The sequence below is a fragment of the Bradyrhizobium sp. NBAIM08 genome, from assembly GCF_020193935.1.
GTDB lineage: Bacteria > Pseudomonadota > Alphaproteobacteria > Rhizobiales > Xanthobacteraceae > Bradyrhizobium > Bradyrhizobium yuanmingense.
Genome location: NZ_JADYVR010000002.1, coordinates 91,693 through 106,062 on the forward strand (window position 1 = coordinate 91,693; position 14,370 = coordinate 106,062).

Sequence of the window (14,370 nt, forward strand, 5' to 3'; positions counted from 1 at the left end):
CAGCGAAGCAATCCAGAATCCCTCCGCAGTGGCAGTCTCGATTGCTTCGTCGCAAGGGCTCCTGGCAATGACGACAGAGCGAGCTTACCGTCCCGCCACGTACTCGTTCCACCCCTTCGCCCGCAAACTGCAGGCCGGGCACTCGCCGCAGCCGTAGCCCCAATCGTGCCGTGCGCCGCGTTCGCCGAGATAACAGGTGTGGGAGTGCTCGCGGATGAGATCGACGAGGCCGTCGCCGCCGAGGTCATGCGCGAGCCGCCAGGTCGCGGCCTTGTCGATCCACATCAGTGGCGTGTGCAGCTCGAACTGCTTGGCCATGCCGAGCGAGAGCGCGGCCTGCATGGCGCGGACGGTCTCGTCACGGCAATCGGGATAGCCGGAATAATCGGTCTCGCACATGCCGCCGACGATGTGGCTGATGCCGCGCCGGTAGGCCAGCGCCGCCGCAAAGGTCAGGAACACGAGGTTGCGGCCCGGCACGAAGGTGTTCGGCAGGCCGTCCGCGCCCATCGCGATCGCGACGTCGCAGGTCAGCGCCGTCTCGGAGACGGCCGCCAGCGTCGGGATCGACAGCGTGTGGCTCTCGCCGAGCCTTGCGGCCCAATCGGCGCGCAGGCCCTTGATGCCGTCGAGCAGGCGGTCGCGGCAGGCAAGCTCGATGGCGTGGCGCTGGCCGTACTCGAACCCCAGCGTCTCCACGCGGGCGAAGCGGCTCAGCGCCCAGGCGAGGCAGGTGGTGGAATCCTGGCCGCCGGAGAACAGCACCAGCGCGGTTTGTGAGGAAAATGCATCACTCATGGCCCGCGCTTTAGCATCGCACGACTTGCCCGCCAATCGGTGGAAATCGGCCAGTTCCGCCGCCTTGTGCTGGGATCGGAGGCCCGCTTTTGGCATAAGGCTCTGGATCCCAGGAGACTGCCCGGCAATGACCCCTTCCCGCGACATTTCCCGCCTGATTGAGATCATGGCGGCGCTGCGCACGCCGGTGACCGGCTGCCCCTGGGACCTCGAGCAGGATTTTTCGACGATCGCGCCCTACACGATCGAGGAAGCCTATGAGGTGGTCGACGCCATCACCCGCGGCGATCTCGACGATCTCAGAGAGGAGCTTGGCGATCTCCTGCTCCAGGTGGTGTTCCACGCCCAGATGGCTTCTGAGCAGAACGCGTTCAATTTTGGTGACGTGGTCCTGGCCATCACCCGCAAGATGATCCGCCGTCATCCCCACGTCTTCGCCGACAAGGACGGCAATCTCGCCTCCTCCCACGTCAAGGAAGTCTGGGACCGCATCAAGGCGGAGGAGAAAGCCGAACGCGCCGCGCGCCGGCCGCCGGAGGAGGCGCCGACGCACAAGTCGCTGCTCTCGGGCGTGAAGGCCGGCCAGCCCGCGCTGACGCGTGCGATGGAGCTGCAGCGCAAGGCCTCCACCGTCGGCTTCGACTGGAACGACCCGCGCGCGGTGCTGCACAAGATCCGCGAGGAGGTCGACGAGATCGAGGCGGCATTGGACCGCAACGACAAGCAGGAGATTGCGGAAGAGACCGGCGACCTCATGTTCGCCCTCGTCAACCTCGCCCGCCATGTCGATGCCGATCCGGAGGCTGCGCTCCGCGCGACGAATGCAAAATTCGAGCGCCGTTTTGCCTATATCGAGCGGGCACTGGAGGCGCAGGGTCGGACGCTCGAGCAGGCGTCGCTGGCGGAGATGGATGCGCTGTGGAATGCCGCGAAAGTGGAGACGAAGGTGACTTCGGAGACGCGAACCGCGTAGTCCAGATGCGCGCCGGCCTCACGCCGGCAGATGTGGCACGGCGTCGAACCTGTTCACCACGATATCCCGCTTGGTCTCGTCCACCCGCACGGTCATGTCGAAGCGGCCCTCGTGCAGCTCCTTCGACAGCACCTCGGCATTGCGGTGCAGCCAGCTGATGCCGGCGCCGTCTGCGGCGTCGATGGAGAGATCGAGCGTTGTCCGTTTCGCCGCGAGCCGCTGCTCGATCGCGGCGAGCAGAGCGTCGACGCCCTCGCCCGACACGGCTGAGACCAGCATCGCCGGATGATCCTCCGGCCTGCGCGCGACGATGTTGAGCAGCTCTTCGCGTTGCTCGGGGTCGAAACGGTCGATCTTGTTCCAGACCTCGATGATGCGGCCGGAATCATCAGGGTTGATGCCGAGCTGGCGCAGCACCGCATCGACGTCGCTCTGCTGCGCCTCGGCATCTTCATGCGAGATGTCGCGGACATGCAGGATGACATCGGCTTCCAGCACCTCCTCCAGCGTGGCGCGGAAGGCGGCGACGAGCTGCGTCGGCAGGTTGGAGATGAAGCCGACGGTATCCGAGAGCATCGCCTTGCCGCCATGCGGCAGGTTGAGCGCCCGCAAGGTGGGATCGAGCGTCGCAAACAACATGTCGGCCGCCTGCACGTCGGCGCGGGTCAGGCGATTGAACAGCGTCGACTTGCCGGCATTGGTGTAGCCGACCAGCGCGACGACACAATACGGCACGCGTTGACGGCCGGCGCGATGCAGACGCCGCGTCGCCTGCACCTTTTTCAGCTCGCTCTCCAGCTTGGAGATGCGCTCCTGGATCAGGCGGCGGTCGGCCTCGATCTGCGTCTCGCCGGGGCCGCCCATGAAGCCGAAACCGCCGCGCTGGCGTTCGAGATGGGTCCAGGAGCGCACCAGGCGCGAACGCTGGTAGTTGAGATGCGCAAGCTCGACCTGCAGCGAGCCTTCCCGGGTCTTGGCGCGGCGGCCGAAGATTTCGAGAATGAGCCCGGTGCGGTCGAGCACCTTGGCATGCCATTCCTTTTCGAGATTGCGCTGCTGGATCGGCGACAATGCGCAATCCATCACCACGAGCTCGACCTCGAGGGTCTTGATCAGCCCGGCGATCTCCTCGACCTTGCCTTTGCCGATATAGGTCGCGGGGCGGATCTGGCTGACCGGCGCGACGATGGCATCGGCAATGACGAGATCGATCGCACGTGCGAGGCCCGCGGCTTCATCGAGCCGGGCCTCGGTATCGCGCAAAGCATGAGTCTCCGATTGCGCGTCGGCGCTGCCCGCGCGCACGCGCAAGTAGGGGCCGATGACAAGCACCCGCCCCGTCTGCGTAGCCCCTGCCGACCGCGGACGGTCGGCATCCCCGTCGAAATTCCGGGGTTCCAATCAGGTCACTCTCAAGCCGGCTGGTCCTCGCCGCCTTCGAACAACTGAATCGGAGCGCCCGGCATGATGGTCGAAATCGCATGCTTGTAGACCAGCTGCGAATGACCGTCGCGCCGAAGCAGCAAACAGAAATTGTCGAACCAGGTCACGATGCCCTGGAGCTTCACTCCGTTGACCAGAAAGATCGTCAGTGGCGTCTTGGTTTTGCGAACGTGATTAAGGAAGGTGTCCTGTAGGTTTTGTGCGCGGTCTGCCGCCATTGTTTTTTTCTCGCTTTGAGTTTCTTTTTATTGCGCCGGATGCGGCCCTCTTTGTGGAGTTCGGGGCTTCCTCCGGTTGCCGTCCTTCATGAGATCCCCCTCGGAAGGAACAGCGGTTCGATTAGAGGACAGGTCGGGATATTAGGCAAGCCGCTTGAAGCGGCAGGCGTGGCCCTATTGCCCCGAAAAATTACGGAAATCGATGATTTTCTTTGCCTATTCCCGAGATGCCGCCGCAGCGTCGCAGCATTAGCCGACGCCGAGCGCTTTCAACTTCCGGTGCAAGGCCGAACGTTCCATGCCAACGAACTCGGCCGTTCGAGAAATATTTCCTGAGAAACGGCTGATCTGTGCAATCAAATAGTCGCGCTCGAACACCTCGCGTGCTTCGCGCAGCGGCAGGCCCATGATGTGCTCGCCATTGTTGCTGGTCGGCATCGCCGGCACCATCGAGCCGACATCCTGCGGCAGCATGTCGGCGGTGATGATGACTTCCGGCCCGCCGGCGGCCAGAATCATGACTCTTTCAACGTTGTTGCGGAGCTGGCGCACATTGCCGGGCCAGACATGCGATTGCAGCACCGCCATTGCGTCCTGACCGATCTGGCGCTTGGGCAGGCCGCTGCCGGCCGAGATCTGCTCCATGAAATAATCGATCAGTTCCGGAATGTCCTCGCGCCGCTCCGACAGTGCGGGCACGCGGATCGGCACCACCGAGAGCCGGTGGTAGAGGTCCTCGCGGAAACGGCCGGCCGCGATCTCCTCCTCGAGATTGCGGGCGGTCGATGAGATGATGCGCACGTCGACCTGCACCTTGGCGGTGCCGCCGACGCGCTGGAACGACTGCTCCACCAGCACGCGCAGGATCTTGTTCTGGGTCTCGCGCGGCATATCCGCGATCTCGTCGATGAACAGCGTGCCGCCATGCGCCTCTTCGAGCGCGCCGGGCTTGCGCGGTTGCTCGCCATTGGACTGCTCGACGCCAAACAGCTCATGCTCCATTCGCTCGGGCGTGATCGCGGCGGCGTTGATGACGACGAACGGACCGTCGGCGCGGCCCGAAGCGGTATGCAGCGTGCGCGCGGTCAGCTCCTTGCCGGCGCCGGCGGGGCCGACGATCAGGATGCGGCTGTTGGCCTTGGCCGCCCGCTCGATGGTCTGGCGCAGCTGGTTCATGCTGGGCGAGCGGCCGACGAGCTGGCTGGCGCTCGGGGCGAGCTGCTTCAGCTCCTTGACCTCGCGCTTCAGCCGCGAGTTCTCCAGCGCTCTGGTCGCGACCAGGATGAGGCGGTCGGCCTTGAACGGCTTCTCGATGAAGTCGTAGGCGCCGCGCTTGATCGCGGCGACCGCGGTCTCGATGTTGCCGTGGCCGGAGATCATCACGACGGGCAGATCGGCATTGTCCTTCTTGACCTGCTCCAGGAGCTGCAGGCCGTCGAGCTTGGAGCCTTGCAGCCAGATGTCGAGAAACACCAGATGCGGCCTGCGATTGGCGATCTCGGCGAGCGCCGTGTCGCTGTCACGCGCGGTCCTGGTGACGAACCCCTCGTCTTCGAGAATGCCTGCAACGAGATCGCGAATATCGGCTTCGTCATCGACAATCAGAATTTCACTTGCCATGGATCGCGCCTGTCTTGTCAGCTGCCTGTTGAGGCTTCGATTTTGGTTGAATCATTGGTCTTTTCAGCCGGCTCTTTGGTTCCGGCGGCCGGCTCTTTTGTTGCCTGGGTCGCGACGGATTCCGTCGCCGTTTGCGTGATGTCGGGCTTGGAGGTTGTCCCAGTCGCACCGTTGACCGTCGGCACTTGCTCTGTTGTCGCGGACTTCGCGGGTTGCCCCGACACGGCAAAGCGCATGCGCATCCAGGCGCCGCGCTGGCCTGGGCGGAAGTCGGAGGCGTCCTTCAGCTCGATCCGCCCGCCATGGTCTTCCAGCACGCGCCCGACGATCGCAAGCCCCAGCCCGGTGCCCTTGGCACGCGTGGTAACGTAGGGCTCGAGCAGACGCGAGCGCGCGACCTTGGGCAGGCCGATGCCGTTGTCGATGACGTCGATCAGCACGTCGTCGCCCTCGCGCGACACCACGACGTCGATACGCCCCTTGCCGAGCTCCTCGGGCGGGACCTGCTCGATCGCCTCGGTGGCGTTCTTGACGATGTTGGTGACCGCCTGCGAGATCAGGCGCCGATCGAACTGGGCGCGCAGCGGATCCTGCCTGAACTCGGCCTCGATGTCGATTTCGGGATGGGCGACCTTCATCAGGAACACGGCCTGGCGCACCGTGTCGGCGACGTCCTCGCCTTCCATCACGGGCTTCGGCATCCGCGCAAAGCGCGAGAACTCGTCGACCATGCGCCTGATGTCGTCGACCTGGCGGACGATGGTATCGGTGCACTGGTCGAAGATCTGCTTGTCCTTGGTCTCGGTGATGTCCTTGCCGAACTTGCGGCGGATGCGCTCGGCCGAGAGCTGGATCGGCGTCAGCGGGTTCTTGATCTCATGCGCAATGCGGCGCGCCACGTCGCCCCAGGCCGAGGTACGCTGCGCCGAGACCAGCTCGGTGATGTCGTCGAGCGTGATGATATAGCTGTCGTGCGGCTGGTTCTTCTCGGCGCTGACGCGGACCGACAGGTTGCGCTCGGTGCCGTCACGGGTGATCGTGATCTGGCCCTGCACCAGGCGCTGGGTCCCTTCCCGCGCCGTCTTCATCATCTCGTCGAGCTCGGGCAGCACGTCGGAGAGCGGATGGCCGAGCGTCTCGGCTTCGGAGTGCCCGATCAGTTTCTCTGCGGAGCGGTTGAGGATGCCGACACTGCCGGACGCGTCGACGCCGATGATGCCGGCGCTCGCGGACGACAGCACCGCCTCGATGAAGCGGCGGCGGCTGTCGATGAGATCGCTGGCATTGACCAGCTCGTCGCGCTGGCTGCGCAATTCCTGCGTCATCTTGTTGAAGGTCTCGCCCAGCTGGGCGAGGTCGCCCTCCGACTGGTGCACCGGCACCTGGACGTGCAGGTCGCCGGTCGAAACTGTATGTGCCGCGTTCATCAGCCGCCGGATCGGCGAGACCAGCGAGTTGGCGAAGTTGAGACCGATCAGCACCGAAGCCATGAGGATGGTCAGCGCGATCACCGCGAACATCAGCGCGAAGGCGACCTGGATACCGAGCCGGCGCGATTCGATCTGGGCGTATTCGGCGACGCTGACCTCGGTCTGCTTGAGCTGATTGACGACATTCGGATCAAGCGGCCTGGCGACATAGAGAAAGGTGTCGTTGAAGGCGCGCAGGCGGATCACCGCAGCAACGAAGCTCGCATCGGGAAGGACCGCGATCTCGGGCTCGTTCTCGTTGACGTTGCTGAGAAAGTCCGGCGCGGGCGGCGAATAAGCGAGCCGCATGCCGGTGTCGGCGGACTCCAGGATGTTGGTGTTCTTGTCAATGATCATCGCGCCCGGCAGGTTGCGCGACGCGGCGCTCGCTGTCAGCATCTCGCGGAACGAGCGGCGGTCCTGGTCGTAGAGCGGCCGGGCATGGGCGATGTCGTTGGCCATGCCGAGAATGTCGCCGCGGATCAGCTGGGCATGGTCCTGCATATAGGCCCGCGCGATCGTCAGCGAGTTCTGGATCACCTCCTTGGTCGGCCCGGAGAACAGCCGGTCGAGGCCGCGCTCGATGGTGACGTTGGCGACGACGGCGACCAGCACCGCCGGCAGCACCGCCACGATCGAGAACAGGCTGACGATCTGGACGTGAAGACGCGCCGCCGCCCTGCCCCGCCGCCGCGCCAGGATCAGCTGCCAGAGTTCCCGGACAATGATCCCGACCAGCAGCAGGATCGTGGCGGCATTGATCAGATAGAATGTGCGGACCACCGCGGGCGTCGGCTCGATCGTGCTCAGACCCGTCAGGACCAGGAAGGTCAGGAAGGCCGACAGCAGCGCCAGCGCGACGGCAAAGGGCGCCAGCCAGCGTCGCACCGACCAGCGCCGGGGCTCTTCCGCTGGGGCCGTGTCAAAGTGTGCGGCCGAGGTATCTGCGCTGGTCATTCCGGCAATGATGCTGAAAACGGGTCCGCGGACGCGCGGATACTGATGTATTCGTACCACATTGTTGCCGAATTGCGACAATTCCGCGGCGTGTTCTCCCTGGCGGACCCGCGCAATCCACAGGCACATGCCGCCTGGGCGGAACGGATTCCCGCCGTCCCGGCTTAATCCGCATGGATAGGATCTTTCTCGCGACGATGGTTTCGGCCGTTCTGCTGCTGATCGTGGCCGCCGACCTCCTGGTCAACGGCCTCGGCCTTCAGCAGCCGCCGCTGAATGTCGCGAGCGTGGTGCCAGCCTCCGGCGGACTGGTCAGATAGGCGCAATGGCCGCGCTGCGGCCGACGACCAATTTGAATGTGCGGGCGGAACATTAGAGTCCCGTCAGGACTTGTGCTCACCGCGTCAGCCACAACGGCCAGCGCGATCCGGACAGGCTCAGCTCTGCCTTGGTAGGGGGAGCTGAGCCACCGGTCCGCGCTAGCGCGTTTGGCGTTCGTCGCAAGAAAGTCAGCCCCCGCTCCGATACACCTGGATGTCGAGATCCCGGATCTTCTTCCGCAGCGTGTTGCGGTTGAGGCCGAGCAGGTCCGCAGCGCGGATCTGGTTGCCACGGGTGGCGGCGAGCGCGGCCGTGAGCAGCGGCACCTCGATCTCCTTGAGGATGCGGTGATAGAGGCCTGGCGGCGGCACGCCGTTCGGGAAGCCCTGGAAGTGCGAGGACAGATACGCCTCCACGGCGCCGCCGAGATTGTCGACCCCCTGCTGGACCGCAGCCCCCGGGCTGACCGAGGGCGGCGCGAGCTCGCCGTCGATGACGGAGGACGTGATCACGTCCTGCGGATAGAGCGCGGCGAGCCGCCGGGCGAGATTTTCCAACTCGCGCACGTTGCCGGGCCAGCGGTGCTGCTTCAGCCGCTCCAGCGCCAGCGTGTCGAGCTTCTTCGGCGGCAGACCGTCCTTCTCGGCCAGCGTGAAGAAGTGCCGCACGAGATCCGGCAGGTCCTCGATGCGCTCGCGCAAGGGCGGCAGCCGCAGCGGGACGACGTTGAGGCGGAAGAACAGGTCTTCGCGGAACAGGCCCTGCTGGATCAGCACGCGCAGGTCCTTGTTGGACGCCGCGACGATGCGCACGTCGGTCTTGATGGGGGTACGGCCGCCGACGGTGGTGTATTCGCCCTGCTGCAGCACGCGCAGCAGGCGGGTCTGCGCCTCCATCGGCATGTCGCCGATCTCGTCGAGGAACAGCGTGCCGCCCTCGGCCTGCTCGAACCGGCCGGAGGCGCGGGTGTTGGCGCCGGTAAAGGCACCGCGCTCGTGGCCGAACAATTCGGACTCGATGAGATCGCGCGGGATCGCCGCCATGTTGACCGCGACAAAGGGGCCGTTGCGGCGCTTGCCGTAATCGTGCAGCGCTCGCGCCACCAGTTCCTTGCCGGTTCCGGACTCACCCGTGATCATCACGGTGAGATCGGTCTGCATCAGGCGCGCCAGCACGCGGTAGATTTCCTGCATCGCCGGCGAGCGGCCGACCAGCGGGATCGCCTCCATCTCGGCGTCCTCGTCCGGCGACGAGGTCCGCTCCTTCGGCTCGGCGAGCGCGCGGCCGACGATGGCGATCAGTTCCTTCAGGTCGAAGGGCTTTGGCAGATATTCGTAAGCCCCGCGCTCGGAGGCGCGGATCGCCGTCATGAAGGTGTTCTGCGCGCTCATGACGATGACGGGCAGGTTCGGCCGCATCTTCTTGATCCGCGGCAACAGGTCGAAGGCGTTTTCGTCCGGCATCACCACATCGGTGATGACGAGATCGCCCTCGCCCTGGCTGACCCAACGCCACAGCGTTGCGGCATTGCCGGTCAGCCGCACTTCGTAACCGGCGCGGGACAGTGCCTGATTGAGAACGGTGCGGATGGCGGTATCGTCATCGGCTACGAGAATGCTACCTGCGGGCATCGTTGATCCTCATTTTGCCCCCTGTGACGCAGGCGACGACTTCCCGGCAGAGCCGTCGCGACTGCTTTGATCGGCGTGTTTGACCGATGTGGAATACATCGGCATCAGCACGCGGAAGGTGGTCTTGCGCGGCTGAGATTCGCATTCGATGATGCCCCCGTGATCGCCGACGATCTTGGCGACCAGCGCAAGGCCGAGACCCGAGCCGGTCTGCTTGGTGGTCACGAAGGGATCGAACAGGTTGGGCAGAAGATCGTCGGGCACGCCGGGTCCGTTGTCCTTCACGCAGAATTCGAGCGGAAGGGATACCCGCGATTTTTGACCGGGGACTGACAGGCGCACACCGGGTCGGAACGCGGTGGTGAGCTGAATCTCGGCATCGGGCACGTCGATCAGCGCTTCGGCGGCGTTCTTCACGAGATTGAGGAACACCTGGATCAGCTGGTCCTGGTTCGCCAGCACCGGCGGCAGCGAGGGATCGTAATCCTCGACGAAGCGGATGTTGCGGGCAAAGCCCGACTGCGCCAGCCGCTTGACGTGATCGAGCACCGAATGGATGTTGACGGGGCCGCGCACCACGGGGCGCTCGTCGCCGAACACCTCCATGCGGTCGACCAGCGTCACGATGCGGTCGGCCTCGTCGCAGATCAGCCGCGTCAGCATGCGGTCCTCGGACGAGGCCTGCTGCTCGAGCAGCTGCGCTGCGCCGCGAATGCCCGAAAGCGGATTCTTGATTTCATGCGCGAGCATTGCTGCTAGCGCTATCACCGAGCGCGCTGCGCTGCGATGGGTGAGCTGCCGATCCATCTTGTCGGCGATGGTGCGCTCCTGCAGCATCACGACGATATGGCCGGGCCGCTCGGTGAGTGGAGCCACGTGCAGGTCGACCTGGCGGTCGCCGCCCATGCGCGGCGTGCCGAGATCGACCTTGTATTCGTTGACCGGCGCGTTCGAGGATCGCACTTGGTCGATCAGCGCCAGCAACGGGCTGCCGAACGGCACCAGCTCCTTTAGCGACTGCCGCTTCAGGAATTGCGTGGAGATCTCGAAGAAGGCCTCGGTGGCGATGTTGGCGGCGACGATCTTGCCGTCGGGCCCGATCATGAGCACGGGGTTGGGCAAAGCATCCAGGATTGCGTCGCTGTCGGACTGAAGCGGCCGACGATGTTCAGCGGCTGAACTCATGCAGCAGCGCTCCATGCGAAGTCGTCGAAGGCGTCTTGCAGTGCATCGTGAACGAGGCGCGGATCCTCCGAGACCAGGATCTTCTGCCGCCAGGATTTCAGCTTCTCGGCCGGCGCACGGCTCGCCTGCGCTGCGACGTCGAGCGCCCAGCCCAGATGCTTGCGGGCGTGCCTCAGTCCGATGCGCAGGCCATAGAGCGCACAAACGCCGTCATAGAGCGTGCGGACATAATGCAGCTGCGTCTGGAGCGAGGGCACGGCTTCCTCGGCCCCGCCGTTCAGACGGCGGCCGATCTGGCCCGGCAGCCAGGGCTGGCCCTGCGCGCCGCGGCCGATCATCACGGCGTCGGCGCCCGAGGCGTCCAATGCCGCCAGCGCCTTCTCGTAGGAGGTGATGTCGCCGTTGACGACGAGCGGAAGGGAGGTGGCCTCGCGCACGGCGCGGATCGCATCCCAATCGGCCTCGCCCTTGTAGAACTGGCAGCGGGTGCGGCCGTGCACGGTGACGAGCTTGATTCCGGCGGCCTCGGCACGTCGCGCCAGCTCCGGCGCGTTGCGGCTGCGGTCGTCCCAACCGAGGCGCATCTTCAGCGTCACCGGCACCTTCACCGCCGCGATCGTCGCTTCGATCAGGCTGACGGCATGGTCGAGGTCGCGCATCAAGGCCGAGCCGGACTGGCCGCCGGTGACGTGTCGGGCGGGACAGCCCATGTTGATGTCGATGATATCGGCGCCTTCCGCTTCGGCGATCCGGGCGCCTTCGGCCATCCAATGCATCTCGCAGCCGGCGAGCTGGACCACATGCGGGCCGATGCCAGTGGCTTCGCAGCGCAACCGGGACATCCGGTGGCCATTGGCGAGCTCATCGCTCGCGGTCATTTCAGACACAACGAGACCAGCCCCAAGCTCGGCGGCCAGCCGGCGGACGGGCGAGTCAGTCACACCCGACATCGGCGCCAGGAAGACCGGGGTGGCGACTTCAATATCGCCTATTTTCAACGGCTTAGAGCCTGATACTGCCGAGCCGGTCACAGGGGTCCCGTTGACTGGGCAGGGCCTCATCGCGCCTGCCATGATCTATCTTGCGCACAATTCTTGTGCAGTCAAGCGTCATGCCTACAGTTTAGACAGTTCTGTAGATCTTTCAAGTGCAGTGCAGCAAAATGCTGTTTCCCACAATCCGGGGAAACCCCCTTTTTTTGCGGGCCTGCCGTGCTAGAGGCATGCCGGCAAATCACCCCCTGCTCTTTATTAGCAATTGAGTATTTGAGTCCTATGGCGAAATCACAGCGCACCGCGGTCGTCCTCGTCGCAGCCGGGCGTGGACTGCGCGCCGGCGCCGGCGGGCCGAAGCAATATCGCGAGATCGGCGGCGTGCCCGTGATCCGCCGCGCCATGGAAGCCTTCAGCCGTCACACTGAGGTGTTCGCGGTGCAGCCGGTGGTGAACCCCGACGACAGCGCCATGTTCACCGCAGCGGTCGCAGGGCTCAGGCACGAGCCACCGACCAATGGCGGCGCGACGCGGCAGGCTTCGGTGCTCGCCGGCCTCGAAGCGCTGGCCAAGCACAATCCGGACATCGTGCTGATCCACGACGCCGCGCGCCCCTTCGTCTCGGAAGGCGTGATCTCGCGCGCGATCGAGGCGGCGAGCCGCACCGGCGCTGCGATCCCCACCGTTGCCGTCACCGACACCATCAAGGTCACCGGCGAAAGCGGCAACGTCGAGGCCACGCCGGAGCGCGCTTTCTTGCGGATCGCACAGACGCCGCAATCCTTTCGTTTCGACGTCATCCTCGAGGCGCATCGTCGTGCGGCAAGGGATGGACGCTCGGATTTCACCGACGATGCCGCGATTGCCGAATGGGCGGGATTGACGGTTGCAACCTTTGAAGGCGATGTTGCCAACATGAAGCTCACAACTCCCGAGGATTTCGTGCGCGAGGAAGCGCGCCTGGCCGCCCAGCTCGGCGACATCAGGACCGGCACTGGCTACGACGTGCACGCGTTCGGCGAAGGCGACCATGTCATGATCTGCGGCGTGCGCGTGCCGCACACCAAGGGTTTCCTGGCTCATTCCGACGGCGATGTCGGCCTGCATGCGCTGGTCGACGCCATTCTCGGCGCTCTCGCCGACGGCGACATCGGCTCGCACTTCCCGCCGAGCGATGCGAAGTGGAAGGGCGCCTCCTCCGACCAGTTCCTGAAATATGCCATCGAGCGCGTCGCAGCGCGCGGCGGCCGCGTCGCCAACCTCGAGGTGACGCTGATCTGCGAGCGGCCGAAGATCGGCCCGTTGCGCGACACCATGCGGGCGCGCATCGCCGAGATCTCCGGCGTCGACATCTCGCGCATCGCAGTGAAGGCGACCACCAGCGAGCGGCTCGGCTTCACCGGCCGCGAGGAAGGCATCGCGGCGACCGCGAGCGCCACCATCCGCCTTCCCTGGGGCGTCTAGGCCATGGGCGGCAGCGACGCACGCGCCCTCTCCCGCTCGCTGCTCGATCTGTGCCGGATGCGCAAGCTGACGATCGCAACGGCCGAATCCTGCACCGGCGGTCTCGTCGCGGGCGCACTGACTGACATCCCGGGCTCGTCCGATGTCATCGACCGCGGCTTCGTCACCTATTCCAACGAGGCCAAGCGCGCGATGCTTGGCGTCGAGGCGAGCACGTTGGCCAATTTCGGCGCCGTAAGCAAGGAGACCGCGACCGCAATGGCAATCGGTGCGCTTGAGCGCGCCGATGTCGATCTCGCGGTCGCCATCACCGGCATCGCCGGCCCGGGCGGCGCCACGCCCGGCAAGCCGGTCGGTCTCGTGCACTTCGCCGCCGCCGCCCGCGACGGCCGCATCATCCACCGCGAGCACCGCTTCGGCGCCATCGGCCGCAGCGCGGTGCGCGCCCGTTCCGTTGTAGAGGCTTTGCGCATGCTGATGGATCTGGCCCGCGGCCCGCAAGTCGCGGCCAAGCCGCAGCGCACCGCCGCCAGCCGCCTGCGCCCGCGTGTGACGCGCTCACCGCGCCGGCATGTGGTCAAACGCAGGCCGCCACGTCCGCCGCGGGGATAAATCGTCTCAGGCGGCCGTGGCAAGCAGCGCGCTCGCATGATCGAGCACGCACTGCTTGACCGCGCCAGCTTCAGACGGTTTCGCCTTGGCGCTAACCGTCAATTCCAGGATCGGCGCGGCGGGATTGGCGACATCGAGGACCTTGCTGACGGAGACGGCAGGTTGCGCCTGATCGTCGATGCGGGAATCCTTGCGAAGCTCCTTCAGGATGCGATCGGCCAGCGCCGGAGCGGCGCCGGCGGGGACCGGAAACGTCACCTTGATCTCGCCCGTGCCAGGATAGGCGCTGTGGTTGATGATGGCCGCGCCCCAGACCTGTCCGTTCGGCAACAGGATCTGCGTGTTGTCGGGCGCGACCAGCTCGGTCATGAACAGCGACAGCGACCTCACCTTGCCCGCTTTGCCGGCGACCTCGACATCATCGCCGATGTGAAATGGCCGGAACAAGAGCAGCATCACGCCGGCGGCGAGATTGGACAGCGTGCCCTGCAAGGCAAGACCAATGGCGAGCGAGGTCGCACCTAGCACGGCAACGAGGCTCGCCGTCTGGATGCCGAACAGCTGCAGCACGGCGATGCCGACGACCGCGAGCACGCCATAGCGCGCAAGGCTGCCCACGAACAGCGTCACCAGCGGGGTCGACGCGATGCGTCACGCTGAGAACGCGCGTGACGAAGCGCTGCATCG

The 14,370-nt window shown here is 65.5% G+C and carries 13 protein-coding genes; 4 read left to right on the top strand and 9 right to left on the bottom strand.

Features of this window, described 5'->3' with window-relative positions; genetic code table 11:
- Positions 1–84: 84 nt before the first annotated feature.
- On the bottom strand, positions 85–798 hold the full coding sequence (queC, locus tag I6F37_RS06470; RefSeq protein WP_225125410.1) for a 7-cyano-7-deazaguanine synthase QueC: 714 nt from the start codon (positions 796–798) through the stop codon (positions 85–87).
- A 127-nt stretch (positions 799–925) separates the two neighbouring features.
- On the opposite strand from queC, the gene mazG reads away from it, so the two are divergent.
- Positions 926–1,771: a nucleoside triphosphate pyrophosphohydrolase gene (mazG, locus tag I6F37_RS06475; RefSeq protein ID WP_225125412.1), complete on the top strand. Its 846-nt coding sequence runs from the start codon at positions 926–928 to the stop codon at positions 1,769–1,771.
- 18 nt (positions 1,772–1,789) lie between these two features.
- Here mazG and hflX read toward each other — a convergent pair whose 3' ends face one another.
- The 4 genes from hflX to I6F37_RS06495 form a co-directional block, all read right to left on the bottom strand.
- On the bottom strand, positions 1,790–3,172 hold the full coding sequence (gene hflX / locus I6F37_RS06480) for a GTPase HflX (protein WP_225150665.1): 1,383 nt from the start codon (positions 3,170–3,172) through the stop codon (positions 1,790–1,792).
- 11 nt (positions 3,173–3,183) lie between these two features.
- Positions 3,184–3,432: an RNA chaperone Hfq gene (gene hfq, locus I6F37_RS06485; protein WP_007591126.1), complete on the bottom strand. Its 249-nt coding sequence runs from the start codon at positions 3,430–3,432 to the stop codon at positions 3,184–3,186.
- Between the two features lie 249 nt (positions 3,433–3,681).
- Positions 3,682–5,052 (bottom strand): sigma-54 dependent transcriptional regulator, encoded by a 1,371-nt coding sequence (locus I6F37_RS06490; RefSeq protein WP_036039494.1) that lies wholly within the window; start codon positions 5,050–5,052, stop codon positions 3,682–3,684.
- A gap of 17 nt (positions 5,053–5,069) precedes the next feature.
- Positions 5,070–7,478 carry a PAS domain-containing sensor histidine kinase gene (locus tag I6F37_RS06495; RefSeq protein WP_225150667.1) on the bottom strand — a complete coding sequence of 803 codons (2,409 nt, stop codon included), beginning with the start codon at positions 7,476–7,478 and terminating at the stop codon, positions 5,070–5,072.
- Positions 7,479–7,651: 173 nt separating this feature from the next.
- Here I6F37_RS06495 and I6F37_RS06500 point away from each other — a divergent pair, with 173 nt between their 5' ends.
- Positions 7,652–7,798 carry a hypothetical protein gene (locus I6F37_RS06500; RefSeq protein WP_167361662.1) on the top strand — a complete coding sequence of 49 codons (147 nt, stop codon included), beginning with the start codon at positions 7,652–7,654 and terminating at the stop codon, positions 7,796–7,798.
- A gap of 189 nt (positions 7,799–7,987) precedes the next feature.
- On the opposite strand, the gene ntrC is transcribed toward I6F37_RS06500, so the two are convergent.
- Genes ntrC through dusB form a run of 3 tightly spaced genes read right to left on the bottom strand, consistent with a single transcriptional unit; the run spans position 7,988 to position 11,613 of the window.
- Positions 7,988–9,430 carry a nitrogen regulation protein NR(I) gene (gene ntrC / locus I6F37_RS06505; protein ID WP_035999368.1) on the bottom strand — a complete coding sequence of 481 codons (1,443 nt, stop codon included), beginning with the start codon at positions 9,428–9,430 and terminating at the stop codon, positions 7,988–7,990.
- Between the two features lie 9 nt (positions 9,431–9,439).
- Complete coding sequence (locus I6F37_RS06510; RefSeq protein WP_035999469.1) at positions 9,440–10,615, bottom strand: nitrogen regulation protein NR(II); 1,176 nt, start codon at positions 10,613–10,615, stop codon at positions 9,440–9,442.
- Entirely contained in the window at positions 10,612–11,613 is a 1,002-nt protein-coding gene (gene dusB / locus I6F37_RS06515) for a tRNA dihydrouridine synthase DusB (RefSeq protein WP_085968735.1), read from the bottom strand. Before dusB ends, I6F37_RS06510 begins: the two co-directional genes overlap by 4 nt.
- 276 nt (positions 11,614–11,889) lie before the next feature.
- On the opposite strand from dusB, the gene I6F37_RS06520 reads away from it, so the two are divergent.
- Together I6F37_RS06520 and I6F37_RS06525 are read left to right on the top strand one after the other, a co-directional pair.
- A complete protein-coding gene (locus I6F37_RS06520) occupies positions 11,890–13,071 on the top strand; it encodes a bifunctional 2-C-methyl-D-erythritol 4-phosphate cytidylyltransferase/2-C-methyl-D-erythritol 2,4-cyclodiphosphate synthase (protein ID WP_225150669.1) in 1,182 nt (393 codons plus the stop codon).
- Between the two features lie 3 nt (positions 13,072–13,074).
- Complete coding sequence (locus I6F37_RS06525; protein WP_035999375.1) at positions 13,075–13,683, top strand: CinA family protein; 609 nt, start codon at positions 13,075–13,077, stop codon at positions 13,681–13,683.
- Positions 13,684–13,689: 6 nt separating this feature from the next.
- Here I6F37_RS06525 and I6F37_RS06530 read toward each other — a convergent pair whose 3' ends face one another.
- On the bottom strand, positions 13,690–14,313 hold the full coding sequence (locus I6F37_RS06530) for a mechanosensitive ion channel family protein (protein ID WP_225150671.1): 624 nt from the start codon (positions 14,311–14,313) through the stop codon (positions 13,690–13,692).
- Positions 14,314–14,370 lie beyond the last annotated feature (57 nt).